Origin of the sequence: Stackebrandtia sp. (genome assembly GCF_035643755.1) — a bacterium.
Taxonomy (GTDB): domain Bacteria; phylum Actinomycetota; class Actinomycetes; order Mycobacteriales; family Micromonosporaceae; genus Stackebrandtia.
The window spans coordinates 1-25,104 of sequence record NZ_DASQPW010000121.1; the positions used below are offsets into that span (position 1 = coordinate 1).

Annotated in this window: 28 protein-coding genes and 2 pseudogenes; 15 read left to right on the plus strand and 15 right to left on the minus strand. The window is 70.3% G+C overall.

The window, feature by feature from the left end; translation table 11 throughout:
• A partial coding sequence (locus VE172_RS09290) for an alpha/beta fold hydrolase (RefSeq protein ID WP_324800274.1) occupies positions 1–534 on the minus strand: 534 nt, incomplete at its 3' end.
• 99 nt (positions 535–633) lie between these two features.
• Here VE172_RS09290 and VE172_RS09295 point away from each other — a divergent pair.
• Entirely contained in the window at positions 634–1,119 is a 486-nt protein-coding gene (locus VE172_RS09295) for an SAM-dependent methyltransferase (RefSeq protein WP_324800276.1), read from the plus strand.
• Here the strand turns inward: VE172_RS09295 and VE172_RS09300 are convergent.
• From VE172_RS09300 to VE172_RS09320, 5 genes are all read right to left on the minus strand, one after another.
• Entirely contained in the window at positions 1,113–1,625 is a 513-nt protein-coding gene (locus tag VE172_RS09300) for a GNAT family N-acetyltransferase (RefSeq protein WP_324800279.1), read from the minus strand. The two genes, VE172_RS09295 and VE172_RS09300, sit on opposite strands and share 7 nt — an antisense overlap.
• On the minus strand, positions 1,625–2,173 hold the full coding sequence (locus VE172_RS09305; RefSeq protein ID WP_324800282.1) for a hypothetical protein: 549 nt from the start codon (positions 2,171–2,173) through the stop codon (positions 1,625–1,627). The genes VE172_RS09300 and VE172_RS09305 overlap by 1 nt, the downstream gene beginning before the upstream one ends.
• A 44-nt stretch (positions 2,174–2,217) precedes the next feature.
• Positions 2,218–2,400, minus strand: coding sequence for a hypothetical protein (locus VE172_RS09310; protein WP_324800284.1), 183 nt, complete (start codon positions 2,398–2,400; stop codon positions 2,218–2,220).
• A gap of 147 nt (positions 2,401–2,547) precedes the next feature.
• Positions 2,548–3,174, minus strand: coding sequence for an RraA family protein (locus tag VE172_RS09315; protein WP_324800287.1), 627 nt, complete (start codon positions 3,172–3,174; stop codon positions 2,548–2,550).
• A gap of 80 nt (positions 3,175–3,254) precedes the next feature.
• Entirely contained in the window at positions 3,255–4,154 is a 900-nt protein-coding gene (locus tag VE172_RS09320) for an alpha/beta fold hydrolase (protein WP_324800290.1), read from the minus strand.
• Between the two features lie 82 nt (positions 4,155–4,236).
• On the opposite strand from VE172_RS09320, the pseudogene VE172_RS09325 reads away from it, so the two are divergent.
• Positions 4,237–4,377, plus strand: a pseudogene (locus tag VE172_RS09325) (winged helix-turn-helix domain-containing protein); the annotation flags it as partial.
• Positions 4,378–4,810: 433 nt separating this feature from the next.
• Complete coding sequence (locus VE172_RS09330; RefSeq protein WP_324800365.1) at positions 4,811–5,221, plus strand: DUF3224 domain-containing protein; 411 nt, start codon at positions 4,811–4,813, stop codon at positions 5,219–5,221.
• A 120-nt stretch (positions 5,222–5,341) separates the two neighbouring features.
• Here the strand turns inward: VE172_RS09330 and VE172_RS09335 are convergent.
• Together VE172_RS09335 and VE172_RS09340 are read right to left on the minus strand one after the other, a co-directional pair.
• Positions 5,342–6,529 (minus strand): annotated as a pseudogene (locus VE172_RS09335) (outer membrane protein assembly factor BamB family protein); the annotation flags it as partial.
• Between the two features lie 137 nt (positions 6,530–6,666).
• Positions 6,667–7,317, minus strand: a complete 651-nt coding sequence (locus tag VE172_RS09340; protein ID WP_324800292.1) for a VOC family protein — start codon at positions 7,315–7,317, stop codon at positions 6,667–6,669.
• 83 nt (positions 7,318–7,400) lie between these two features.
• On the opposite strand from VE172_RS09340, the gene VE172_RS09345 reads away from it, so the two are divergent.
• The 3 genes from VE172_RS09345 to VE172_RS09355 all read left to right on the plus strand — a co-directional run bounded on the left by VE172_RS09345 (position 7,401) and on the right by VE172_RS09355 (position 9,967).
• Positions 7,401–8,024 carry a hypothetical protein gene (locus VE172_RS09345; protein ID WP_324800295.1) on the plus strand — a complete coding sequence of 208 codons (624 nt, stop codon included), beginning with the start codon at positions 7,401–7,403 and terminating at the stop codon, positions 8,022–8,024.
• 151 nt (positions 8,025–8,175) lie between these two features.
• On the plus strand, positions 8,176–8,559 hold the full coding sequence (locus VE172_RS09350) for a nuclear transport factor 2 family protein (protein WP_324800298.1): 384 nt from the start codon (positions 8,176–8,178) through the stop codon (positions 8,557–8,559).
• 34 nt (positions 8,560–8,593) lie between these two features.
• Positions 8,594–9,967 (plus strand): MFS transporter, encoded by a 1,374-nt coding sequence (locus VE172_RS09355; protein WP_324800300.1) that lies wholly within the window; start codon positions 8,594–8,596, stop codon positions 9,965–9,967.
• On the opposite strand, the gene VE172_RS09360 is transcribed toward VE172_RS09355, so the two are convergent.
• Both VE172_RS09360 and VE172_RS09365 read right to left on the minus strand, forming a co-directional pair.
• On the minus strand, positions 9,939–11,168 hold the full coding sequence (locus VE172_RS09360; RefSeq protein WP_324800303.1) for a HAMP domain-containing protein: 1,230 nt from the start codon (positions 11,166–11,168) through the stop codon (positions 9,939–9,941). The genes VE172_RS09355 and VE172_RS09360 overlap by 29 nt on opposite strands.
• Complete coding sequence (locus VE172_RS09365; protein ID WP_324800306.1) at positions 11,168–11,854, minus strand: response regulator transcription factor; 687 nt, start codon at positions 11,852–11,854, stop codon at positions 11,168–11,170. Before VE172_RS09365 ends, VE172_RS09360 begins: the two co-directional genes overlap by 1 nt.
• 101 nt (positions 11,855–11,955) lie before the next feature.
• On the opposite strand from VE172_RS09365, the gene VE172_RS09370 reads away from it, so the two are divergent.
• From VE172_RS09370 to VE172_RS09380, 3 genes are all read left to right on the plus strand, one after another.
• Positions 11,956–12,414 carry a hypothetical protein gene (locus VE172_RS09370; protein WP_324800309.1) on the plus strand — a complete coding sequence of 153 codons (459 nt, stop codon included), beginning with the start codon at positions 11,956–11,958 and terminating at the stop codon, positions 12,412–12,414.
• 77 nt (positions 12,415–12,491) lie between these two features.
• Positions 12,492–13,322: a serine hydrolase gene (locus tag VE172_RS09375; RefSeq protein WP_324800312.1), complete on the plus strand. Its 831-nt coding sequence runs from the start codon at positions 12,492–12,494 to the stop codon at positions 13,320–13,322.
• Positions 13,323–13,462: 140 nt separating this feature from the next.
• Positions 13,463–14,863, plus strand: coding sequence for an exonuclease domain-containing protein (locus VE172_RS09380; RefSeq protein WP_324800315.1), 1,401 nt, complete (start codon positions 13,463–13,465; stop codon positions 14,861–14,863).
• On the opposite strand, the gene VE172_RS09385 is transcribed toward VE172_RS09380, so the two are convergent.
• Entirely contained in the window at positions 14,775–15,314 is a 540-nt protein-coding gene (locus tag VE172_RS09385) for a Fic family protein (protein WP_324800320.1), read from the minus strand. The genes VE172_RS09380 and VE172_RS09385 overlap by 89 nt on opposite strands.
• A 25-nt stretch (positions 15,315–15,339) precedes the next feature.
• Positions 15,340–15,705: a nucleotide pyrophosphohydrolase gene (locus VE172_RS09390; protein ID WP_324800323.1), complete on the minus strand. Its 366-nt coding sequence runs from the start codon at positions 15,703–15,705 to the stop codon at positions 15,340–15,342.
• Positions 15,706–15,814: 109 nt separating this feature from the next.
• On the opposite strand from VE172_RS09390, the gene VE172_RS09395 reads away from it, so the two are divergent.
• Positions 15,815–16,741 (plus strand): zinc-binding dehydrogenase, encoded by a 927-nt coding sequence (locus VE172_RS09395; RefSeq protein WP_324800326.1) that lies wholly within the window; start codon positions 15,815–15,817, stop codon positions 16,739–16,741.
• Positions 16,742–16,747: 6 nt separating this feature from the next.
• Here VE172_RS09395 and VE172_RS09400 read toward each other — a convergent pair whose 3' ends face one another.
• Together VE172_RS09400 and VE172_RS09405 are read right to left on the minus strand one after the other, a co-directional pair.
• Positions 16,748–18,820, minus strand: a complete 2,073-nt coding sequence (locus VE172_RS09400; RefSeq protein ID WP_324800329.1) for an alpha-N-acetylglucosaminidase — start codon at positions 18,818–18,820, stop codon at positions 16,748–16,750.
• 25 nt (positions 18,821–18,845) lie between these two features.
• On the minus strand, positions 18,846–19,838 hold the full coding sequence (locus VE172_RS09405; RefSeq protein WP_324800331.1) for a zinc-binding dehydrogenase: 993 nt from the start codon (positions 19,836–19,838) through the stop codon (positions 18,846–18,848).
• 79 nt (positions 19,839–19,917) lie between these two features.
• On the opposite strand from VE172_RS09405, the gene VE172_RS09410 reads away from it, so the two are divergent.
• The 5 genes from VE172_RS09410 to VE172_RS09430 all read left to right on the plus strand — a co-directional run bounded on the left by VE172_RS09410 (position 19,918) and on the right by VE172_RS09430 (position 24,085).
• Entirely contained in the window at positions 19,918–20,667 is a 750-nt protein-coding gene (locus VE172_RS09410) for a TetR/AcrR family transcriptional regulator (RefSeq protein ID WP_324800334.1), read from the plus strand.
• Positions 20,668–20,735: 68 nt separating this feature from the next.
• A complete protein-coding gene (locus tag VE172_RS09415; RefSeq protein ID WP_324800338.1) occupies positions 20,736–21,698 on the plus strand; it encodes a hypothetical protein in 963 nt (320 codons plus the stop codon).
• Positions 21,695–22,855 carry a sensor histidine kinase gene (locus tag VE172_RS09420; RefSeq protein WP_324800340.1) on the plus strand — a complete coding sequence of 387 codons (1,161 nt, stop codon included), beginning with the start codon at positions 21,695–21,697 and terminating at the stop codon, positions 22,853–22,855. The genes VE172_RS09415 and VE172_RS09420 overlap by 4 nt, the downstream gene beginning before the upstream one ends.
• Positions 22,852–23,457 carry a response regulator transcription factor gene (locus tag VE172_RS09425; RefSeq protein WP_324800343.1) on the plus strand — a complete coding sequence of 202 codons (606 nt, stop codon included), beginning with the start codon at positions 22,852–22,854 and terminating at the stop codon, positions 23,455–23,457. The genes VE172_RS09420 and VE172_RS09425 overlap by 4 nt, the downstream gene beginning before the upstream one ends.
• 154 nt (positions 23,458–23,611) lie before the next feature.
• Complete coding sequence (locus tag VE172_RS09430; protein WP_324800346.1) at positions 23,612–24,085, plus strand: hypothetical protein; 474 nt, start codon at positions 23,612–23,614, stop codon at positions 24,083–24,085.
• A 66-nt stretch (positions 24,086–24,151) separates the two neighbouring features.
• Here the strand turns inward: VE172_RS09430 and dapD are convergent, their stop codons facing one another.
• Positions 24,152–25,081, minus strand: a complete 930-nt coding sequence (gene dapD, locus VE172_RS09435; RefSeq protein ID WP_324800349.1) for a 2,3,4,5-tetrahydropyridine-2,6-dicarboxylate N-succinyltransferase — start codon at positions 25,079–25,081, stop codon at positions 24,152–24,154.
• Positions 25,082–25,104 lie beyond the last annotated feature (23 nt).

Sequence of the window (25,104 nt, forward strand, 5' to 3'; positions counted from 1 at the left end):
GTCCACCTCGGGCGCGGCCAGCTGGACGGTGAACGCGTGGCGCTGCATCTCCGCGACCAGCGCGCGGGTGGCCCCGTCGGCCCCGGGACCCATCCAGGTGTCCACATTGAGCTTGGTGGCCGCGTCGACGTCGCCGGCCTCCAACAGCTCGTCCTCGCGGGTGCCGAAGGCGCGCAACGCCTCCGACCTCTCGCGCGGATACGCCGCGGCCGAGGCCACCAACACCAGCGCCCACACCCGCCGCGGCCACCGCGCCGCGAACTCCTGCGCCACCTGCCCCCCGCCCGAGGCGGCGACCACCGCGACCTCGTCGACCCCCAGCCAGTCCAGCAACCGCCGAAGGTCGTCGGCCTCGTTGTTCGGCTCCTCGGGGGCCGGGGTGTCGCCGAAGCCGGGGAAGTCGGCGCGGATCACCCGAAACCCCGCGTCGACCATGGGCCGCCACTGCGGGTTCCACATGCGACGGTCGGCTACGGTGGAATGCAGAAAGAGGATCGCGGGCCCGTGCCCGTCGGAGTCATAAGCGAGATTCATCGCTGACACCATAGATCGGCGCACGAACCACCGCATCCCCGTTTCGGCCGACGGCGGGTAGTCTTCGTCCTGGTCAGCGCACCCCCAAAGGAGTCTTACGTGAATTCGACCCCCGAAGAATCCGACGCCATCACCCTGGAGCCCATCGGCCACGTCGCGTGCGCCCGCAGCGAGCTCGTCGACGACAACTGGGGCGACGTCACCGCGGTGATCAAGCTCGATCCCGAGCGCTACGGCAAGGCCGCCCTCTTCGGCCTGGAGGACTTCTCCCACCTCGAGGTGGTCTTCCACTTCCATCGCGTCCCGCTCGACAAGATCCAGATCGGCGCCCGCCATCCCCGCAACAACAACGAATGGCCCCTGGTGGGGATCTTCGCTCAGCGCGGCAAGAACCGCCCCAACCGCCTGGGCGTCTCCCGCTGCGAACTCATCGAGGTGAAGGAAACCGAGATCCATGTCCGCGGCCTCGACGCGGTCGACGGCACCCCCGTCCTCGACATCAAGCCGTACATGAGCGAGTTCGCCCCCCGCGGCACCACCAAACAGCCACAGTGGTCGGTCGAGCTGATGGGCGAGTACTACTGAGGCCCCAGGTAGTACCGCATGAGCGGGCGCTGCCCGTTGGACATCGTCCAGTTGGCCTCGAGTGACGCGATGTATCGCCAGCCGAGGTGCTCGTACATGGGCACCGCGGTGGAGTGTCCATCGTCGACGACCGACAGGATGAGCTCGCGCCGGTTCTCGGCGGCCGTGGAGCCGGCGGCCGCCATCAGCGCGGCGCCGACGCCGCGCCCGCGTGCCCGGGGCGAAACGAAGAGCCGCGAGATCCCCGCCAACGCCGCGTCGAAGGTGACGCCGATCTCGGCGAGCTCCGTGATCTCGGTCGTCGCCTCGCTCAGCACGACGTGGCCGACGACGTCGCCGCCGTCGACGGCGACCCAGGCGGCGATGCCGTCCTTGGCCAGCAGGAACTCGCGCGGATCGGACGGCCAGTTCTCGGGGTAGTGGTTGGCCAGGTGCACCTCGCGCATCACGGCGACGCAGGCGTCGAGGTCGGCATCGAGACGGAGACGGATCACGGGTTCGGCCATCAGGCGATCGTGCCACCCGGCGGCGGGACGACGTGCTCGGAGCCAAGGTTTTTGGGATGCGTCACGACGATCGCGACGGCGTGGACGATATTGACGACCATCAGGGTGGCGAGGAGGATCACGCAGCCGCGGCCCGCGCCCGACATCGGCGGAGAGTCGATCCGATATCGGGCGTACTCCGCGAAGTGGGGGATGTTCAGCATCACGACGACGAGACCCGCGGCGGGGATCGGCGTGAGCAGGGGAATGACGGGAGTCCTCGGGCGGGGACGGAACGTCATGACCGTCATGAGGATCACCAGCAGGCAGACCGCCAGGGGCACGAGCGGACGGGCACCGCCGCGCGTGCCCAGCAGCGACGGAAAGTCGAGCGTGAACGAGTGGCCGTCACCCCACCTGGCCCGCACGGGATCGAACGGCGGGAACATGACCAGCACGACGAAGGCCATGAGCGCGCCGCCGTACAGTCGGCCGAATCCATTGAACAGCACGGTTTTGCGAAGCGACTCCAGCTCGGACTCGAGATAGTCGACGCGGGTTGGTCCCATGCGCCACACGGTAGGCGGGTGACGCAAGTCGACCGCGGCCCAACTCAGTCGCCGCGACCCTCGTCCTCGCGTTGGCGGTGGCGTTCGGTGGCGCAGGGCCAGCGCTCGCCGTCCTTGCGGCAGAAGGAGACCACCGTGTAGTTGTCGGCGGCCCAGCCGCGCGACGCCTCGTGTGGACCGTCGGGGGCGGGCGTGAACCAATCGGGGTGCGGTGAAGTGCTGTCCATCGGTGCCTCCGGTGTGATGCGGTTCTGGAGGGTTGCGTGGCATCTTTCCAGTCCTGCGGGCTCCGATCGATTATTTGTCAGCGAGTCACCGTGCCAATGCGAAGAGGTGACGGTTGGGGGGCGGTTCTCCCTCGAACGAGTGAAGCGTCATCCCACATGGTGGTCGCGGAAGCCGTTGTCCGCCAGGATCTTGTCGATCTTGGCGCGGTGGGCCGCCTCCCAGTCGTCCAGGGTCTCGGACTCCTCGGCGGCCAGCCTCGCCCGTGCCTCGCGCAGGGTGTCGGCGGCGCGGGCGGCGGGGGTGACCACGACGCCCTCGGCGTCGGCGACCACGATGTCGCCCGCGGCGATCGTGACGCCGCCGCAGCGCACCTCGCCGCCCAGGGGGGTCACCGCGCGCTTGGTGCCGGGGACGGGGATGATGCCGCGGGCGAAGACGGGGAAGGCCGCCTCGCGGACCTCGCCGAGGTCGCGGATCATGCCGTCAGCCACGAGGGCCGCGATCCCGCGGCGCCGCGCGACCGCGCACACGTTGCCGCCCGCCAGGGCGTAGTCGAGGTCGCCCGACTCCACCACGATGATCGCGCCCGCGGGGGCGCGGTGGATGGCGGCGTGCAGCATCAGGTTGTCGCCGCGCGGGCAGCGCACCGTGAACGCGGGGCCCGCCACGCGAGGCACGGGAGTCCAGAGTGGATGGATGGTGTGGTCCATCACCTGGCGGCGCCCCAGCAGGTCGGCGAGCGTCGTGGTGGGAATGGCGGCGAAGTCGTTCACGAGGTACCTCCGGGGCGCTGGTGTGGCCTCATGGTTCCAGACCTCGCCGGCGGAGGGGTCGTCTCCGGCGCGAAGTGTGATTACACCTTCGCCAGCAGGTCGTCGATGGCGGCGCACACCAGGTCGTAGCCGACGGTGTAGATGGTGACGTGCCCGGCGTCGGGGACCAGCCGGTTCTCGGCCGTCGGCACCCCGGCGACCAGGTCGTCGTACAGGCGCCGCTTGCCCTCGAGCTCCTTGAGCAGCAGGTCCTCGGGGATGCCGGTCGACACCGCGCGCTTGAACTCGTCGATGCCCATGCTGGTCATGACGATGACGGGCAGCCGCGGCAGCGGGCCCATCGCGCGCATCTCCTCGTTGAGCCGCTTGATGTTGCTGGACTCCAGCATTCCGGTCCGCAGCCCGACCGGGCCGACGTGGTAGTCGACGATCGCGTCGCGGATGTCGGACGGCCACGAGTCGAAGTTCTCGGTGAGCCCGGCGCGGTAGAACTCGATCACCTCGGCGGGCAGCTCGGGCGCGGCGTCGGCGGCCGCCACGAAGGCGTCCCACCGCTTGGTGAGTTCGGCGGGCATGTACTTCCGCAGGTCCTCGTGCGCGGGGTCGAGCAGCAGCAGGCCCGCCACCTCGTCGGGGTGGCGGTGGGCGTAGTCGCGGGCGTAGCAGCCGCCCAGCGAGTGTCCGATGAAGACGTACGGGCCGGGCAGCTCGGCGGCGCGCAGCAGCCCGCGCAGTTCCTCCACCACCTCGGCGGAGCCGCGCGGCAGTTCGGCGGGGTCGCTGAAGCCGGTGCCGGCGCGGTCGTACAGGACGCTGGTGGCGGTCTCGGCGACCTTGTCGTGCAGGTTCAGGTAGTCCAGGCCGATGGTGCCGCCGCCCGGCAGGATCACCACGGTCGGACCCCGGTCGCCCGAGATGTGTGTCCACAGTTGACGACCGTCGACCTCGACGAGGCGGCCCAGCGGTGGTTGGTGGTTCACGGGGTGCTCCCTACGTTTGCTTTCCCAGTTTTGGGAATGGTACCAGATATGGGAATATGGGTCGGTGAACATCCTCGAGCTGATGCTGCACCCGGTGCGTTTGCGCATCGTGCACGCCATGTCCGGCGGGCGGACCCGCACCACCGCCGAGCTGTGCGCGGCGCTTCCCGACGTCCCCAAGACCAGCGTGTACCGCCACGTGGCCGTGCTCCACGAGGCCGGGCAGCTCGAGGTGGTGGAGGAGCAGCGGGTCCACGGGGCCGTGGAGCGGCGCTTTCGCTTGCGGCAGGACCGATCCAGGATCGGCGCCGACGACGCCCGGACCATGACCATCGAGGACCATCGCCAGGGCTTCGCCGCCGCCATGGCCGGGCTGATCGGCGAGTTCAACACCTACCTCGACCGCGACGACGCCGACCCGGTCGAGGACCTGGTGTCCTACCGGCAGATCCCGCTGTGGCTGTCGCCCGAGGACCTCGGCGAACTCCTGGAGGGTTTCGGGGCGCTGCTGCGCGCCAAGTTCGGCAACGAGGCCGCGCCCGATCGCCGCCCCTACCTGCTGAGCACCATCCTGTTTCCGAACGACGGCCCCACGCGGTTAACGACACCCCCGCGACGATTGTCGGACGCCTGGCCGCCCCGCTATTGTCGTGCGCATGAAAGCCGAAGCGACGTTCGCCGTGAAGACCTTCGAACCGGCGGACGTGAGCCTGGAGCCGTCCATCACCACCGCGCTGCCCGTGGGCGTGGCGGTCATGACCAAGCACTTCGACGGCGACGCCGCCGGGCGCGCGACCACCGTCTTCACCGCCGCCTTCGACCAGTCCAGCGGCGTCGGCACCTACGTGGCCATGGAGTCCTTCGAGGGGACCCTGAACGGTCGGCGTGGCACCTTCAACTTCGCGCACTCGGCCACCACCACCGGCACCGACCGGACGGGGGAGTACTTCACCATCGTTCCCGGTTCCGGCACCGGCGAGCTCACCGGAATCTCCGGGACCGGGGGGCTCACCGTCGATGACGACGGCACCCACCGGATCCGCTTCGACTACGAGCTCAAGCCCTAACCGCGGATGCCGCCGTGACACCACGGCGACATGCTCGTCGTCGCCGTTGCGGTCGGCGACCGAGAAGACGTAGTAGCTCGCGTTGAAATCCACCAGGCGGGCGCCGTCGATCTGCCACCGGCCCTCGCCCGACTTCAGATCGATCACCTGGAGCGGACGGGCGATGTCGGTGACGTCGTCGGGCGTCACCTTCGCGAACGCCGCGGTGAGCAGGTCGGTGTCGCTGATGGCGGCGTAGTTCAAGATGCCCTCGGTCGCGATGGTTCGCTTGACCCACAAGGTGTCCCCGTCGCGGGTGTCGGTGGCGCGCACGCCGTCGCGGCGCTTCTTGTCGTCGCCGGGCGGGTGATAGGTCAGCTGGTCGCCGACGATGCCGTGACCAAAGTAGACGGGCGGGCGGGGCGCGTCGGCGCGCCAGCGGGTGTCCCCCGTTGAGGTGTCGATGACCGTGAGTCGCTGCTTGGAATCCACTGTGAACAGTTCGTCGCCGTCGATGCGCGGCGTGGCGTCGAAACGGCAGCCGGAATGCCCGCGGTAGGCGTGATCGGTGAACTCGCGCGCACGGCCGTCCCTGGTGTCCAAAAGGTACGACGTGCGGGTGCACCTGGTCGCGGGAAAGGACGCGTACAGGGTTCCCCGGCCGGTGACCAGCGGCGGTTGCAGCGGCGTCGTGTCGCTGCCGCGGCTGTCGACGGGGGACGTCCACTGCCGGTTTCCCGTGGTGGAGTTGAAGGCCGTGGCCCCGTCGACCCCGTAGGACCGCGACACCAGCACCACCGGCGAGTCCACCGCCCGGTTCACCGCGAACTGCGTGGCCGGCAGCGTCTGCGCCGGCTCCAGCGCGTCGGCCTGGCGCGGCACCACCAGATTGGCGCGGTCGCGGTAGCGCCGGGGCACCGCGGTGTCCCACAGCCGCTTGCCCTCGGCGAGGCTCACCGCCACCAGCCGCCCCGAGCCGGTGAGATAGATCAGCGAGTCCCCAACGACCGCATAGCTTGTCGCGCCCGACGCGGTGAACCTCGCGACGATGTGTCCATCGTGGGCGCGGCGGACGGTGAAGCGACCCCTGTCGCGCAGTACCACCTGGTCGCCGCGCACCGTGGCCTGGATGTTGGGGCCGTGTGACGTCCACAGTGTCTTTCCGGTGGACAGGTCGTGCGCGGTGATGACGTCGACGGGGTAACCGCGATGGTCGTCGGCGTAGTCGTGATAGGAGTGGCTGATCAGGGCGCGCTGCGCGATCAGCGGGGTGCCCTCGGTGCCGCCGTCGCCCGCGGTCGTCCACAACGGATCGGCACGGGGAAGCATCCGCGTCGCCTCCCAGGCGGGCGCGGCGAACGCGCCGGGGTTGCCGCACCCGGCCAGCGACACCAGCAGCCCCAACACCACGGCCGCGATCACGATTCGCCTCACGGCCTCCGGTTATAACAGCCCCGCGGCGACGCTCACTGGCGGCCCCGCCACGTGCACACGTCGACCTCGTTGCCCTCCGGATCGGCCAGCGTCCACCACGCGGGCGCGTGGGAGTCGCTGATCAGACGCCCGCCCGCGGTCAGGGCCGCCGCCACCCGCGCCACGGCGTGATCGTGCGGAACGGACAGGTCAATGTGGATTCTGTTGCGGTGGGCGCGCGGCCTTGTCATGTCCTGGAACCAGATCGGCGCCTCCAGCGCCAGCGGATCGTCCAGGTTGGACTCGTCGCGAACGCGGTAACCCATCAGCGCCCGCCAAAACGGCAGCACCTCGTCGCGGCGCGCGGTGTCGATCGCGATCCGCATGAACTGGACGGCCGACGGGTCGGCGGACAACCCGAGCTCGCGGGCCGCCCCGGAGATCTGGCGGGCCAGGTCGACGTCGCGCTGGCTGAGCCCGCCGGCGTCGTGGGTTTCCAGCCGCACCGTCACCGCCGGATATCTCAGGTCGACGTCGGGGTGATGGTCGGCGGCGTCGGCCAGGCGGCCGATCGCGTCCACCAGCTCGACGCCCCTGGCGAACGACCCGGTGCGAAAGAGTGCGCAGGCGCGGTTGTTCAGCACGCGCCAGTCCTCGACACCGTCCGATTCGTGGAATCGCCGTGGTGCCATCGGCTCGGTCATGCCACCGATGGTATTGGCTCTTTCACGGACCGCGCAAGCCTTCGGAGGGTTCGCGGGGGCGACATGGCATAGGGTCTTGGCCCATGTCCCACCCGCTGCTGAGGCTGTTCGGCGACGCCGCCGACGGCAGGTTCCCGCCCGTCGACGGCGGGGTCACCGTGACGCCCGCCCTGCCCCGCGGCCTCGAGGCGTCCGTGGCGTTCACCGGCCACGCCGTCATCGCCACCGCGCTGGACGCCGGGCAGGTGGCCCGCCGCGCGGCCGACGGCTTCGGCGCCTCCCTGGCCCCGGACTTCCTGCGCTGGCTCGCGGGGCCGCACGGCCACATCGGCACCATCGACGCCACGCTCTTCGCGCGCGGAACCGGTGGACCCCAACGCATCCCGCGCGCCGACTCCGTGGACCACCCGAGGGTGCGGCACGCCCGCGAACTGCGCGACAACGTCCGCGTGTACCGCGACGAACGCGGCCTGATCACCCTGTCCGACGGCCTGGCCGGGCGCCGCGAGCTCAGCATCGAGATCGACACCGACGCCGGCACCGGACACGGCCGGGCGCTGCTGCGCGACGCCCTCAGCCTGGTGCCCGCCGGGCAACCCGTGTTCGCCGCGGTGTCCCCCGGCAACGCCCGCTCCCTGCGGGCCTTCCTGGCGACCGGGTTCACGCCCATCGGTTCCGAGACGATCCTGCGCCCCGCGCGGGGCTAGGGGCTGTCGGCGTGGATCTTCGTGCGACGTGACGTTCCGGGGCCGAGGCTCGCAAGGCGGAGGAGGGGCCTTTGTCGCGACCGGGCGGCGATTCCTCGCCGACAACGCCGCCGGCCGAAACGATCCGCGCGACGGGCCCTACCGTCGTCCCATGGATCACGCCCGAGCCCGCGCCTTCGCCGCCGACTGGCTGGCCGCCTGGAACGCACACGACCTCGACGCGCTGCTGGCGCACTTCGCCGACGACGTCACCTTCACCTCGCCCGTCGCCGCCCAGCTGCTCGGCGGCGACGGGGTGCTGCGCGGCAAGCCGGCGCTGCGGGATTACTGGACCGAGGGGCTGCGGCGCATCCCCGACCTGCGCTTCGAGGTCGTGGCCACCTATGTCGGCGTTGACGCGCTGGTCATCAACTACCGCAACCAGAAGGGCGGCCTCGTCAACGAGGTGCTGATCTTCGACGGCGAGCGGGTGATCGCCGGGCACGGCACCTATCTCGGCGGCGACGCCAACCCGGCCGGCGCCCAAAACGACTAGCCGTCGTTCATGACGGTGGCCTAGTGTCCCGCCCGTGACCACCGCCCCCGCCGCCGTCTCCGACGGCATCTTCTCGCGGCGCTACGCCGTATCCACCGTCAGCTACGCGGCCGTGATGTTCCTGGCCGCGTTCGCCGCCCTGGCCGTGATCCCGATCCTGCCCGTGGCGGCCCGCGACGTGGACGGCGTGAGGCTGTATCCCTTGGTGGCGGGCAGTTTCGTGGCCGCGGGCCTGTTCGGCGGCGTGCTGGGCGGCTACTGGTCGGACCGCGCCGGGGCGCGCCGCCCGCTGGCCGCCGGGATGGTGCTGGCGGTGATCACGCTGCTGGTGTCGGCGTCCAGCACCACCGTGTGGCAGCTGGCGGCGGGGCGCTTCCTCGACGGGCTGGCCTCGGGCGTGCTCGCGGTGGCCATCAACACCGCGATAGGACAGTCCTATCCCGACAAACTCCGGGCGCGGGTGCTCGCCCTGATGAGCACCTGCTGGATCGTGCCGTCCCTGATCGGCCCGCCCGTGGCGGGACTCGTGGTGGGCTGGTGGTCGTGGCGGGTGGTGTTCTACGGACTGGCCATCGCCACCGCGATCCCCGCGCTGGCAGTCGTTTTCCTGCTGCGACGGTCCAGCTCGCCGGGCGGCGCGGACGCCGCGTCGCCGCGCCCCAACCTCTGGGTGGCCGTGGCGGTGAGCCTGGGCGCCGCGATCGCCCAATACGGAGTGTCCGCTTGGGACATTCAGCACCTGGTGTTCACCGCCGTCGGCTTCGCGCTGCTGGCGGTGTTCACCCCGCGCCTGCTGCCGCCGGGGACCTGGCGCGCCGTCAAAGGACTGCCCGCCACCGCGCTGCTGCGCGGCCTGGCGTCGGGCACCTACTTCACGCTGGAAGCGTTCGTGCCCTTGCTGTTGACGACCGTCCGAAAGGTACCCGGGGTGCTGACCGGGCTGGCGTTCACCGGAGCCGCCGTCGCCTGGGCCGCCTCCTCCTGGCTGCACGGGCGCCTCGCCGAACGCGTGCCCCGCCACCGCCTGGTCGCCGTCGGCGCGATCGCCATGGGCGTGGCCGCCGTCCTGGCCGCCATCGGAACCCTGCCCGCCGTGCCCGCGTACGCCGCCGCCGCGTCCCTGGTCGCCGCCGCGCTCGGCATGGGGATGCTGACGCCCGCGCTGACCCTGCTGTCGCTGGACCACAGCCCGCCCGAACGCCAGGGCCACGCCAGCAGCGCCATGCAGACCACCCAGAACCTCGGCCAGGTCATGGTGCTGGGCTTCGTATCCGCGGTGTTCAACGCGATCCACGCCGCGACCACGGGCGCCTTCGTCGCCGCCTTCGGGCTGCTCCTGGTGCCGATCGCGCTGGCCGTGGCCCTCGCGCCTCGCGCCGCTACCGCGGCGGCCCGAAGCGGAGCCTGACGCGGGCGCCGCCCAGCGGGGAGGCGCCGATGACGACGCCCCCGCCCGAGGCCTTGGCGGTGCGGCGCGCGATGTCCAGACCCAGCCCGGTGAACCCGACCGCGGTGCCCCGATTGACCGGCGCGATGAAGCCGTCGCCGGCGTCGTCGATGGTGACGGCGCGGTCGGCGGTCACGACGACGCGAATCTCGGCGCCGTCGGCCGTGTGACGAAACGCGTTGTCCAGCAACACATCCAACGCGGCGGCCAGGTCGTCGCGGCTGGCGCGCACCGCCACCGGCGCCGCCGTGATCGCCCCGGTGAGCTGCCGCCCGTCGTCCTCGGCCAGGGCGCTCCAAAACCGCAACCGGTCGGCGGCCACCATGGCCAGATCGCCCGACACCGACACGCCCTCGCGGATCGGGCGCCGCGCCGTGCGGATCAACTCGTCGACGTGGCTGGCCAGGACCGCGACCGAATGGGACAACCGCGCCGCCTGCTCGGAATCGTCCACATTGTCGATGTTCATGCGCAGCGCGGTCAGCGGGGTCCGCAACCGGTGCGCCAGATCCGCCACCTCCTCGCGCTCGGCGCTGAGCAGCTCGTGGATCCGCGCGGCCAGCCGGTTCAGCTCCCGCCCCACCCGCTTGATCTCCGGGGTTCCGCTGGGCTCCACCCGCACCGACAGGTCCCCGGTCGCCAGCCGATCCGCGGTGGACGCCAGCCGCGCCACCGACGACACCGTGCGCCGCCCCAGGCGGTCGGCCACCACGATCCCCAGCCCGAACACCACGAACACGATGGCTCCCAGGATGAGCAGCGTCCGCGTGACGCCCTGGTGCAGCGCCGAGTTGTCCACGAACACCCGCACCACGGCGGTGCCGCTGTCGCTGGAACTGGTGGGCACCAACACCTCCACGCCCCCACCGGTCGAGGCGACGAACGCCCGCCCGGTGGCGGCGAGCTCCACCGACGAGTCGCGCTTGGCGTGGGCGCCGATGCTGGTGCCGTTGGGCAGGAACACCGTCACCCCCTTGCCGAGGTCCCCGGAGCTCCCCTTCAGCGTCGGCACCAGCTGCGCGATCGACTGCGCCCGCACGGTCGCCTCCGCGATCGCCCGCTGCTCCGCCTGCGACCGCAGCAGCAGCGCCACCGGCACCAGGAGCGCCAGCAACACCAGGGACGTGGTCGCCGCCACCAGCCCCGCCAGCTGCCGCCGCATCAGGCTTCCCCGGGCGCCGTCAACTTGACCCCGACCCGCCGCACGGTGTGCAGGTACCGGGGCTGTTGCGCCGACTCCCCGAGCTTGCGCCGCAGCCACGACATGTGGACGTCCACGGTCTTCTCGGCCCCGCCGTACGCGAAGTGCCACACCTCGGCCAGCAGCTCCCGCTTGCTCACCACCTGCCCGGCGCGCTCGGCCAGATAGTTCAGCAGGTCGAACTCGCGCGCCGCCAGGTCCAGCTGGTCGCCGTCCAGGACGGCGGTGCGGGCGCGAGGATCGATCACCAGGCCACCCACCACCAACGGCTCCACCCGCCGCTTGTCGCCCACCCGCCGCAACACGGCCCGGATCCGCGCCTCCAGCTGCGCCACCCCGCACGGCTTCACCACGTAGTCGTCGGCGCCGTTGTCGAGGGCCGCGACGATCTGCCGCTCCTCGTCCCGCGCGGTCACCACCACCACGGGTATCCGGCTGACGGCGCGCAGCATCTTCAACACCTCGACGCCGTCCACGTCGGGAAGCCCCAGGTCGAGCACGATCACGTCGGGCTCGCGCCGTTTCGCCTCGGACAGGCCCGCGATGCCGTTGGCCGCGGAGCTGGTGGCATGGCCGCGGTCGTGCAGACCGCGCAGCAGCGCGTAACGCACGTCGGGATCGTCCTCGATGACGAGCACATGGGGCACCGGCCCAGCGTAATGCGTCCGCCCCCGAGGGTGCGCCGCCGAATCCCCGCCTTGACCGGCGCTTAGCATTCTCTTAACCCCGACGGCGAAACGATGGTGCCATGAGACGAACGCTGGCCGCAGTGGCCCTGTGGACGATCGCGGCGGTGATCACCGTGGTGGGTGGCGCCGCCACCGTCCTGTACACGGGCGACGGCGTCACCTCGCCGAACGTCCTCGATCAGGCCGACGTCGACAACGCCCTCGACCACGCCAGCACCCACCCGCCCTCGGCCAGCAAATCCGACCCCTACCGCCTCCCACCAGGCAAAACGAAGGTGACGACGGCGGGCACCGTCACCGTCTCCTGCAAGGACAGCCAGGTCTCCAACGTCGCGGCGATCCCCGCCGCCGGCTGGATCGTCAACGGCCAAGAAGACCTGGAGACCACGTGGAAGGCGGTGATCTTCGACAGCGAAACGCCGCCCTACCAGGTCGTCGTCAACTTCTACTGCGCCGGCGACGCGGTCGAGTGGATCGACTCCCTGGAGCCCAAGAGCAACGGAACCCCGATCGACTGAAACCTCCCGCGAATTCGCGGCGGCGCATGAGGGGCACTTAGCGCGCTCTTATCCACATAAGAACGACCGTGCTTCCCATGATGCGGAAGCGAACCCTCTGGATACTGCCCCTAACGACCATCCTGACAATCACCCTACTGTGGACCTACGCCGCCCTCGCATTCGGATCGGGCTCCCGATCCGGCCTGCTGAGCACCGACGCCTCTTCGCCCCTCACATCGGGCTACGACGGCGACACCACGGTCACGGTCGACACCTCCACGGGCGTTTACGGCATCACGGTGTACGACACCGTCAACCACCGCGCCACCCTCCAGTACCACGCGAACAAGCCCTTCAAGATGCTCTCCGTGGTCAAGCTCCTCATAGCACTGGACACACTCGACAGCGGCGGAGACCCCTCCGAGGTCTCCGACATGCTGCGGTACAGCGACGACGCCATCGCCCGCGAACTGTGGTGGCAGGGCGGCAAGACCGACGTCATCGCCCGCATGACCTCCAAGATCGGCCTGTCCCACACCAAACCCCCCGACGACCCCATCTGGTGGGGCTTCACCACCTCCACCGCCTCCGACTTGGTCCGCATCTACCGCTACATCCTCGACGACGCCCCCGCCCCCTCCCGCCGCATCATCATGTCGGCCCTGGAACACGCCTCCCGCACCGGTTCCGACGGCTTCAACCAATACTTCGGCATCCCCACGGCGGCAGGCTCCCAACCCTGGGCGGTCAAACAGGGCTGGTCCTGCTGCCGCATCGGCCGCTCCCTGCACACCACGGGCACGGTCGGCGCCGACCATCGCTACATCGTGATCGTGCTGGGTCTGTGGGGAAAGAAGACGACCTGGAGCGCGGACAAGCAGGCGATCAACGCGGTGGTGAAGTCGCTGATGCCGTTGGTTGAGTAACACGGCGGGAATCCGGTGACCGGCCTGCCAGCATCACCATGACCGACGGCGGATCGACGGTGGACCAAATGCCCTGGCAGGTGGTTGCGGGCCGCGGCTAACGTGCGAAGAAGCCGCACAGTCATGGCAAGGGGGCCGCGATGTACGCCGTGTTCGACACCGAAACCACGGGTAAGTTTCCGAAGGGACACCACAGGATCGTGGAGATCGGTGTGGTCCTCGCCGACGAGTCGGGGCATGTGGAAGGCGAATGGTCCACATTGCTTAATCCCGATCGAGACCTTGGGCCGCAGCGCATTCACGGGATCATGGCACGAGAGGTGCTCGAGGCCCCGAGGTTTGAGGACCTCGCGGGAGACCTGGTGAAGGTGCTGGCGGGGCGCACGCTTGTCGCGCACAACCTACCGTTCGACATGGCGTTTCTCGCCGCCGAGTTCGACCGCATGGGGCTGCGGCTCCCGTTCAACCACGAGCTCGGCGTGTGCACCATGAACTGGTCGCGCACCTTTTTGGAGGGGGCCGGGCGATCGCTTCCCGAGTGCTGCAAGGCGGCGGGGATCAGCCTCACGGGGTGGCATTCGGCGCTGTCGGACGCCATGGCGTCCGCGCGGCTGCTGGAGCATTACATTGCCCATGCGGGTGGGCTGGTGCCGTGGGAGGACCGTCTCAAGGCGTCTCGATCGGCGGCCTGGCCTAGTATCGCGGCGCGGGACGTCCCGCTTCGTGCCCGGGATCCGAAGACAGGTAAGCCGAAGCCGAGAACAGGGTTCGTGGCGAACCTGGTCGACTTCCTGCCCCGTGTGGACGCCGCCGAGACCAGCGATCCGTATCTTGCGGTTCTGGATGAGGCGCTGTCGGACCGTTATTTGTCGGCCGACGAGTCGGGGGCGCTGCGGGCGCTCGCCGAAAGCCTGAGTCTCGATGCTCCCCAGGTCGACGGTTTGCATCGGGGATACCTGGAAGCACTGGCGCGGGTCGCGTTGTCCGATGGAGTGTTGTCCCCAAGCGAGGAAGCCGACTTGCACCAGGTGTCGGACATTCTCGCGCTTGGTTCCGATTCCGTCGAGATCGCGCTCAAAAAGGCGGCCACGGCAAATCAAACCCCCTCCGCGGCCGCGGCGTTGCCGATCGGCCGCGGCGACATGATCGTGTTCACGGGCGACATGGCGGAGCCCCGCACGGTGTGGCTGCAGCGCGCCGCCGATCGCGGCTTTGTTCCCCACAGTGGCATCACCAAGAAGGTCAAGCTCCTGGTGGCAGCGGACCCCGATTCCCTGTCAGGTAAGGCGAAGAAGGCCCGCGGCTATGGCATTCCCGTCATTGGTGTGGCGGAGTTCCGTGCCGCGCTCGGCTACCCCGAACTCGAGCCAGGCGAGTTTGAAGTCGAGGATGGTTGGCCCGATGAACGCGGCTGGATCGAGCAGCATCGCGCGACATTACGGGCAAGACGGCTTAGCAGGTACGCCGCCAGGTCGCCGAGCGGCCCGAGCCTTCGGCGGTTATCTGTCCGCTCTTGCGGAGCTGGTCGAGCACCAACCTGATGATCGGGTCGCTGATGCCGGGGAGAGCGCGCCGCAGTTCTGCCATCGGGAAGCGCTGTGGCACATGGCGTAGGACATGGGCACGCACTCGGTCCTGCTTGGAGCCACTATCGCACCCGGCGGCGGCTCTCTGGCCGAAGCGCTCATAGGCGGTAGCCAGGATGGTGGTGAAGTAGGACGGCCACGGCCACGGCCAGGGGTCATGGCCCCCGTCGTGCCACTGGTGGGTCGATTCGAGCAGCGCGTTGTAGTACTCGACCGAGGAGTCGGCTATCTCCTGCTCCAGGCTGACGTCACGGCCGAGGGTGTATCCACTGTCGCCCAGCAGCGCGTTGGTCAACAACCTCGCGATGCGGCCATTTCCGTCCTCAAACGGGTAAATCACCGTGAAATCGAGGATGCGCAGTCCGAGGAGCAATATCGGGTGATGGTGCGCGGCAACGGATTTCATCCCTTCGGCGGTCGGCGGACTTTGTTCACCCTGCCAGTAACGAAAGCGGCGGTGCCTTGCGAGCACTGCCCCGCCACCGATCCGCCGGGTATCGCTTGGCGCTGTGGGCGATCTTGGCCTCGGCCTCGGCGAGCAGGTCCACGTCGAGCACGTCAGCCAGGCGCACCAGGTAGTTGAGGACGTCGGCCATTTCGGCGGCCACCCGGGCCTTGGCGTCCCCGGCGAGCACAGCGCTCTCCTCGGGGGTGAGCCACTGCAGTTCGGCCAGCAGCTCACCGGCCTCGCCCGCCAGCGCCATGGACAGGTTCTTCGGTGTGTGGAACTGGTGCCAGTCGCGCTCGTTGGCGAACTCGCGGAGCAGCTCGGCAAGGTCGGAGAGGGAATTAGCCATGGTTCGGGAGCCTAGGGCAGCCCTGTGACGTCCGGCGGCGCCTGGTGCTCGAAGCCCATGTCGGATCTACACTCGTCGCGAGTTGGCGGCCCCGGTGAATGGAGCAGCGTTGCGTGGATTTGTTACCGACCCGAAGGGGGCCGGTGGGTTGCGGTTGGTGGACGATCTGGCCGAGCCGGTGCCGTCCGGGCACGATGTGGTGGTTGAGGTGCGGGCGTTCGCGATCAATCACGACGAGGCGAACCTGATCGCGCGGCGGCCGGACGGGTGGCGGCCGGGGCAGGATGTGGCCGGGGTCGTGGTGGCCGCGGCCGGGGATGGTTCCGGGCCGGGCGTGGGTGCGCGGGTGGTGTGCTATTTGGACTGGGAGGGCTGGGCGGAGCGGGTCGTCGTGCCGTCGCATTGCGTTGCGGCGCTGGACGATCGGGTGTCGTTCGAGCAGGCGGCCTCGCTGCCCGTCGCCGGGTTGACCGCGCTGCGGGCGCTGCGGGTGGGCGGTGCCGTGTTGGGGCGCCAGGTGTTGGTCACCGGGGCGTCGGGCGGCGTCGGACAGTTCGCGGTGCAGTTGGCGGTTGCCGCCGGTGCCCGGGTGACCGCGCAGGTCAGCCGGAGCGAACGCGAGGCGGGGGTGCGGGCGCTCGGTGCGCATCGGGTGGTGACGTCGTTGGACGCCGACGATCTCGGGCCGTTCCATGTGGTGCTGGACGGAATCGGGGGCGCGCAGACCGCGCAGGCCATTCGCCACATGGCCCCCGGCGGGCAGCTCGCGCTGTACGGGAAGGTCGCGGGTGACACGAGCATCAGCATTTCGGACTTTTACGCCCAGGGCTGGAACGCTCACGTCATCGGGTTCGTCAGCCCCGTCCCCGACGAGACCAAGGGCGAGGACCTGGGCATCCTGGCGGAGCTGGTGGCCGACGGGCGGCTCACGCCCCACATCGGACTCGTCATGGACTGGGAACGCACCGCCGAGGGGTTCGCGGCCCTCGAGCGGCGCGAGACGACGGGGAAGATCGTCATGCGTATCGGCGCCTAGGTCCGTTTAGGGCAGGCCCTCGAAGTACGGGAGTCCTAGGTGGATGGCGCGGGCCACGGCCACGACGTCTCCTTCGGGCGCGGCGGGGTGCGGGTCGGCGTCGGTCCAGACGGTCGCGTCGGCGGGGAGGTCGGGTTCGGTGTCGTCGCGCAGCGCCGTTGACAGGGCGTCCAGATACTTTGCCCATCGTGGACGGTAGTAGGTGGACACGAGGCCCGACCATTCGCGGTTGGCGTACTCGTACAGCACGGGGGACACCGCGGGTGGGTCGCCCCAGGTGGTGATGAGGGTGCGGGCGTCGTGTTCGAGGGCGTCGGATTCGGCGGCGGTGGTGCCCAGGGCGCGGGCGGTGGCCAGCCAGGGGGCGAGGAGGAACTCGGGTCGGGTGGCCAGGGCGGGGTCGAGGAGGTCGAAGAGGTCGAGGAACTGGGTGCGCAGCTTGTCGAATCGGTCGGGTTCGCGGGACAGGTAGGCGGTGCGCAGCAGGGGAAGCAGGGTGCGGGCGCGGTTGACGACGACCTGGCGGGTGACGTCGATCAGGTCGTATTGGTAGGTGTCGATGTGGCCGCATTCGTTGCGGGCGTTGAGGAGATCGCGCCAGGCGACCTCCAGGGCCTCGGGAGGGTAGGGGAGATAGCGCGGGGCGCAGGGGGAGGCGCGGTCGGCGTCGAGGGCGGGTCTGGCGGCCAGGATGGAGTCGGTGGCGGCGGACGGGTCGATGCGCGGCCGGTAGACGGTGGCCAGGAGGCCCTGCCAGGCGCGGGTGGCGTGGCGGTTGGCGGTGCCGTAGCGGCGGGCGACGTAGTCGCGCAGCCAGGCCGAGAGGTCGATGGCCTCGTCGTGCCAGGCCACGTCGGTGAACAGGGACCAGACCACGGGGTTGGTGTGCGTCGCCTCGGAGCAGAACGCCGTGCCGACCAGGGCCGGGTCGGTGTCGGCGGGGTGGTCGGCGAAGTCGCCGAGGCCGCCGTGCAGGCCGGGGCGGCCACCGAAGTTGGACAGTTCGCCTCGGGCCCAGGGGACGTCGGTGCGGACGGCCGGGCGGGGCCAGGTGTCGCCGAGCAGGTCGAGCAGCAGGGTGTGGTCGGCGTCGAGGGCGTCGAGCATCGCGGGACGGGGGCTGTCCTGCCAGACCTGGACGACCCAGACGTAGTCGTCGTGGGCGCGGGACATGGACGCGGCGATGGCGGCCGTGGCGTCGGGAAGGGACACGTCGTCTCCGCTGCCGCCCTCGAAGAGCAGATCGACCGACTGGTGGCGGCGGTGGCCGAAGAGCTCGGCCTGTTTGTCGTAATAGGACGACGCAACCGCGGCGAAGGCGCCGCAGGTGGGGTCGAGCCAGCCGGGGCGGTCGTAGCCGTTCCAGTCGCCCTGGGGCAGGACGCGGGCGTCGGCGAGGTGGGCGGCCAGGCCGTCGGGCACGTAGCCGGCGAAGCCGGGCAGGACGGGCTCGATGTCGAGCTGCCGCATCCGTTTCGCGATGCGTTGGCCCAGCCGCGATCGGGCGTCGACGAGCGCGTCGGTCATGCCGCCGTGGCCGTGCAGGTTTCCCATGAGCTGCCACGGGAGGCGGCCGGGCAGCGCGATCCAGTCGAGAACGGACTCGCGGTCGAGACCCAGGCCGACGAGGACGTCGCGCCAGATCGCCTCGACGCCGATGGGCAGGTACGCCAGGTTGATGCCGCTGGCGGCCAACAGGTCCAGCTCGCGCTCCCACGTGCGCCACGTCCAATAGGGAGTCGTGTAGCCGAAGACGGTGGGGTTGTACGCGTAGCGGACCCGGCGGCGGGAGCGGGCACTCAGCGGCGATGCGAGCGGCGGCAGGTCCTCGGGCGCTTTCACCCAGGACCCGCCGCGGCTGAAGTGTCCACACCGAACGGTCTCGAGGTAGGCGCGGAAGGCGGCGACGGCGCATCCCGCGCCGCCCGCCCGGATCGTCACGGCGCCGTCCGCGGCGGCGACCTCGTAGGAGTCGGCCTCGCCGCCGATGTCGACGGTGACGCGTTCGCCGTGGCGATCCCAGAAATCCCGCGCCAGCCGCCGCATCGCCGCGACCGCGGCCTTTCGTGCTGTCGACATAGATCGCGACGATACCCAACCGGCGCTACGGGCGCACCACGATCTTTCCCGGCGCGCCCTTGCCCAGCGCCTCGAACGCCGCGACGACCTCGTCGAGCGCGAACTCGCCGCCCGGCCGCGACACCAGCGCGGGACGGTTCGCGGCGGCGGTGACCGCCCGCGACAGCAACTCGCCGAACTCGGAGAATCCGTCCATGTAGGCGCTGCCGCCGCCGAACTTGGTGACCTTGAGGCCCCTTTCCATCAACGCCATCAGGTCCACCGGGGGCAGTGAGCCCGACACCTGGCCGAAGCTGACGTACAGGCCGCGCGTCGCCAACATCGCCAGGCTGGAGTCATAGGTCGGCGCCCCGACGCAGTCGAACACGACGTCGACACCCCTGCCGCCGGTGGCCTCCCTGACCGCCGCCGCCACGTCGCCCGCGCCGCGGTCGACCGCGTGGGCCGCGCCGACCGCGGTGACGTCGCAAACCCTGTCGCCCGAGGCGATCCCGCACACGGTGGCCCCGGACTCCGCGAGGAACCCCGAGAGCATCCGGCCCACGGGTCCGGCCGCGCCCCACACCGCGGCGCTCGCGCCGTCCCAGTCGTCGCGCACCCGGGTCAACAGGCGCGCGGTGATTCCGGCGCTGGGGACTCGGGCGGCGGTGGCGGGGGACATGCCCTCGGGGCGGGCGACGGCGAAGGACTCGGGGATGGTGACGTGGGTGGCGCAGGCGCCGGTTCCGGGCGCCACGAAGGCCACGGCGGTGCCCACGTCCACGGTGGTCCCGTTGCCGGCCCGCACGACCACGCCGGCGCCCTCGTAGCCCAGCGGCGCCGGGAACTCGAGCTTCTCGGCGTAGTAGCCGCCGGCCATCGCCAGGGACTCGGAGTGGTTGATCGCGGCGGCCTCCACCTCGATGACCAGGTGGCCCGGGGCGGGGGGCTCCAGCGGTTCGGTGGCGATGGCGATGACCTCGCGCGGGGCGCCGACGGCGTTGGCGCGGGCGAAGCGGCGGGTCGGGGCGGTGTTCACGGTTGGCTCCTCGGGGTTTCGTACGCTGTATGAGTAAACCATACGCCGTACGAAAACGAGACTGGTACGGTGTACCACAATGGCGAGCGAATCGAGCGAATCCACCCAGCACGCACCGGCCTGGGCCCGGCCCGAGCCGGGATCGCGGCGACCGCGATTCACCCGAAGACAGATCGCCGAGGCGGCCGTGGCGATCGCCGACGCCGAGGGCATCGACGCGGTGTCCATGCGCCGGGTGGCCGCAGATCTGGGCGCGGGCACCATGACGCTGTACCACTACGTCAAGTCCAAAAGCGAGCTCGAGGCCCTGATGGACGACCTCATCCTGTCGGAGATGCTGGTCGACTCCTCGGCGCTGACGACCGGCTGGCGCGACGCGCTGACCGCCATCGCCCACCAGACCCGCGACACCCTGATCCGCCACCCCTGGGCGGTGTACGGCATGGGCGGCGGCGGCATGAGCCCCAACGCCCTGCGCCACTTCGAACAGTCGCTGGCCGCCGTCGACGGCACCGGCCTGCCCGGCACCGCCAAGGTCGAACTCATCGAGCTGATCGACGACTTCGTGTGCGGGTTCGTGGCCAAGACCGACATCGAGCCCGGCGCCGAATCCCTGTCGGACGAGACGATGCGGGCGATCGCCGGGTACCTCGACACCCAGCTCGACACCGGGCACTTCCCGCAGGTCGCCAAGCTGCTGGGCGGCGCCGATCGCGCCGGTGCCCTGCGGCGGCTGTTCGGCGGCATGTCCACACCCGACGAACGCTTCGCCCGCGGCCTTGGCCAACTGCTGGACGGCGTCGCCGTGGCCGTCGACCGCGGCATCTGACGTTTGTCATAGGAAATCGTTGACGCGCACCAGCAGCGGACACACCGAATCGCGGCGAGCCTGGAGGCATGAAGAAATTCGCCTCCGCCGCGGGGCTCTTCCTGCTGGCCCCGCTGATCGCCGAATACCTGCTCGGCGACTTTCCCATCACCGTCCTGTTCCCCCTGATTCTGCTGGGCCCCACCTATGGTGGCGCCGCACTGCTGATCCGCGAGCTGGCGCGTCGTTTCGATCTCGGTTGGCCCTCCATCGTGCTGCTCGGACTCGCGTACGGCGTCATCGAAGAGGGCCTCATGACCCAGTCGCTGTTCAATCCGAACTACGCCGGAGCCCATCTGCTGGAGCACGGTTTCATTCCCGCGCTTGGCATCGCGGTGCCATGGACGATGTTCGTGCTCACCCTCCACACGGTGTGGAGCATCAGCGCCCCCATCGCCATCGTCGAGGAGATGTCACTGGAACGCCGCACCACTCCCTGGCTGGGGAAGATCGGACTGGCCGTCACCGCCATCCTGGCGTTCCTCGGCGCCGCGGCCACGACGGTGTTCACCTACGTCGGCATGGGCCGCTTCATGGCGTCGATTCCGCAGCTGGCCACCGTCGTCGTCATCGCCGCCGTCCTCATCGTGGTGGCGTTCAGGCTGCGGCCGGCGCGGACGCCGGGCACCGGACGGGCCCCGTCCGCCTGGCTGGTGCTGGCCACCGCCCTGGTCGCGGGAGTGGTGTTCGAGGCCGGGTGGACCTGGCTGCCCACCTGGATCGGCGTGGTCGCCCTGGGCATCGCCGAGCTGGGCATGGCGGTGATCATCCTGGTCTGGTCGCGCAAGCCCGGCTGGGGGCCCTGGCACCGCCTCGCCCTGGCTTCCGGCGCGATCCTCACCTACGCGTGGCACGGCTTCTTCACCAACGGCGTCATGCCCGCCTCGCCCGCCGTGATGCTGGCCAGCCACGTGATCTTCGCCGCGGGCGCGCTCGCCCTGCTGGTGGTGGCGGCGCTGCGGGTCCGCCGCGCGGCTACCGTGACGGCGTGACCGAGTCGAACACGTTGCTCCGGTGGATGCCGTTCAGCGAGCCCATCGCGAGGAACCGCGGCTGGCGCAAGTTCCTGATGATGCCGCTGGGGTTGTGCTACCTGGCCTACCCCGCCAGCGCCCTGCTGTCGGGACACCACTCCCTCGGCCTCAAGGCCGCGGGAATGGTGGCCCTGGCGGCGTTCGCGGCGTGCTTCCTGACGATCCCGATGACCGTCAGGGACCTGGAGCACCCCGGACGACTCGCGATGCCGCTGTTCGTCGTGGTCGGCGCCATGAGCGTGGCCTTCCCGTACGTCTTCGGGTACCAGTGGGTGGTGCTGGGCATCTATTCGTCCATTGTGTATGCGATGGGGATGCCGGCTCCCCGCGCGCTGGCCTGTGCGGCCGCCATCGGGGCGTCGCTGGTGGTCCAGGCGATGGTGCTGGGCGTGCCGTCGTCGTCCATGTGGGTGTGGCTGGTGGACAACGTCACCCTCACCCTGGTGTTCGTCAGCCTGCGCCACACCCGCGTCCTGGTGGTCCAGCTGCGCCGCGCCCGCGCCGACAACGCCCGACTGGCCGTGTCGGAGGAGCGGCTGCGCATCGCCCGCGACCTCCACGACCTGCTGGGGCACTCGCTGTCGCTCATCGTGCTGAAAAGCGAACTGGCCAAACGGATGGCCGCCAAGGAGGGCTCCGCGGTGGCCGACGAGATCGCCGACGTCGAGACCGTGGCGCGGCGGTCGCTCGCCGAGGTCCGCGACGCGGTGTCGGGATACCGCCAGCCCGGTCTGGCCTCCGAGCTGGAGGCGGCCCGCCAGGTGCTGGGTGCCGCCGGGATCGCGCTGCACGTGCGGCGCGGCGACGCGCCGCTGCATTCCGCCCTGGACGGCATCTTCGGCTGGGCCGTACGCGAGGCCGTCACCAACGTGGTGAGGCACTCGCGCGCCGACCGCTGCGACGTCGAACTGGACGTCGACGACCGCCGCGCACGGCTCACCGTGCGCGACAACGGAACCGGCGCGAGCGAGACCGGCTTCGGCAACGGTCTCAACGGACTCGGCGAAAGAGTGTCCGCACTGGGCGGTGACCTGAGTGCGGCGCCGTCGCCGCGGGGAGGATTCGTTTTGACCATCGAGGCGCCGATGCGCGACCTGACGGGAGCCAACGCATGATCACGGTGATGCTCGCCGAGGACCAGTCCATGGTCCGCGGCGCCCTGAAAGCGCTGCTCAGCCTCGAGGACGACATCGAGGTGGTGGCGGAGGCCGGCAGCGGCGACGAGGCGCTGGCCGCCGCCCGCGCCACGCGGCCCGACGTGGCGCTGCTGGACATCGAGATGCCCGGCCGCGACGGGCTCGCGGTGGCCTCGGAGCTGGCCGCCACCCAGCCGGAGTGCAGGGTCATGATCCTCACGACCTTCGGCCGTCCCGGCTTCCTGCGCCGCGCCATGGAATCCGGCGCCGCCGCCTTCCTGGTGAAGGACGGCCCGGCCGCCGAGCTGGCCGCGGCGATCCGTCGGGTCCTCAACGGCGAACGGGTCATCGACCCGGCGCTGGCCGCCGCGGCGCTGTCGGCGGGGCCCAATCCGCTGTCCAAGCGCGAGACCGACGTGCTGCGCGTGGCCGCCGACGGGTCGACGGTGTCGGACATCGCCTCGCGCGTCCACCTGTCGCACGGCACGGTGCGCAACTACCTGTCGACGGCGATCCACAAGCTCGGCGCCCGCAATCGCATGGAGGCGGTGAGCGCGGCGCGCAAGCACGGCTGGCTGTGACCTGCGATAAACATGAAAAGTTGTCATGTTTCTAGCAATAAACATGTATAAATTTGTCGGGTTTCTCTGGAACGCTTGGTAATACCGGACGGTAACCTGCTTGTGACCCATTAGGAGCGTGGCCCCGGCAGCCACGCGTCACCAAGGGAAGCCCATGAGACACCCCGGCAAAATCGCGGCGCTGGCCATCGTCGCCGCGGCGATCCTCACCCCTTCGGCGGCATACGCCGCCACCGTCCAGAGCAACCTCGTGGACGGCTCCGTCACCACCAGCGGCACCACCTGCAACTGGACCAACGCGGCCACCAGCGCCGACCCGCCCGCCACCGCCACCGTCGACGGCAGCACCGTCAAGCTGACCTGCGACGACGGCACCCCGGTCACCCTCAACAACAGCCCGGTCATCAGCTTCGATGACGCGGCCGGCACCGGCACCGCCGACGCCATCAACATCACCGCCACCAAGCTCGGCCAGACCTGCACCTACGAGGCCACGAACGTGACGTTGAACCGCGACGGCGACACCCGCAACTACGCGGGCGGCCCCTTCACCGCCAACAAGACCGACGGCAGCATCCTGTGCCCGTCGACCGCCACCCTCGACACCGCGTCGGTGGCGTTCCACTAGCGACATTCCCCGGCCGTCGTGCTCCGCCCATGCTGCGGGCGGGGCACGACATCCCTGATATGAGGTCTAGTTCCGGTGCAGCGCCTCGTTCAGGCCTCCCCAGGAACCGGAGCGGGGACGCGCCTCCAGGGCACCGGAGACCGTGTTGTGCCAGAACATCAGGTTGTCCGCGCCCGACAGCTCCCGCGCCTTCACCACCTCGCCGTCCGGCAGCGTCACCTTGGAACCGGCCGTGACGTAGCAACCGGCCGCCACCACGCAGTCGTCGCCCAGCGAGATGCCGATGCCGGCGTTGGCGCCCAACAGGCAGCGCTCGCCGATCGACACCACCACCGTGCCGCCCCCCGACAGGGTGCCCATGATGGACGCCCCGCCGCCGACGTCGCTGCCGTCGCCGACCACGACGCCCGCCGAGATGCGTCCCTCCACCATGGAGTTTCCTAGGGTGCCGGCGTTGTAGTTGACGAAGCCCTCGTGCATCACGGTGGTGCCCTCGGCCAGGTGGGCGCCCAGCCGCACCCGCGAGGCGTCGGCGATCCGCACGCCCGCGGGCATCACGTAGTCGGTCATGCGCGGGAACTTGTCGACGCCGTCCACCCGCAGGCGATGCGCCTTGCGGCGCGCCCGCGCCCGCGTCTCCTCGAGCCTGTCGGCCCGCACCGGCCCCAGATCGGTCCACGCGTTGTTGCTCAGCACGGCGAAGACGCCGTCCAGGTTGGCCTGATGCGGACGGATGTGCCTGGCCGACAACAGCTGTAGCCGCAGGTACGCGTCCGCGGCGTCGCCGGGCGCCTCCGCCAGCGAACCCACCCGGGTGATCACCGGGCGCACCTCCACCTGCCGGATCTCGTCGACGACGAGCTCGGCGAACCCGGCGCCGGCCGGCTCGGCCTCGCCCACCCCCAGCCGCTCGTACCAGACGTCCAGCACCGTCCCGTCGGCGTCGTAGCTGGCCAGACCGGTGCCCCAGGCACCCTCGGTGAGATAGCTGCTCATGTGGCTACCGTAAACGCGGCGCG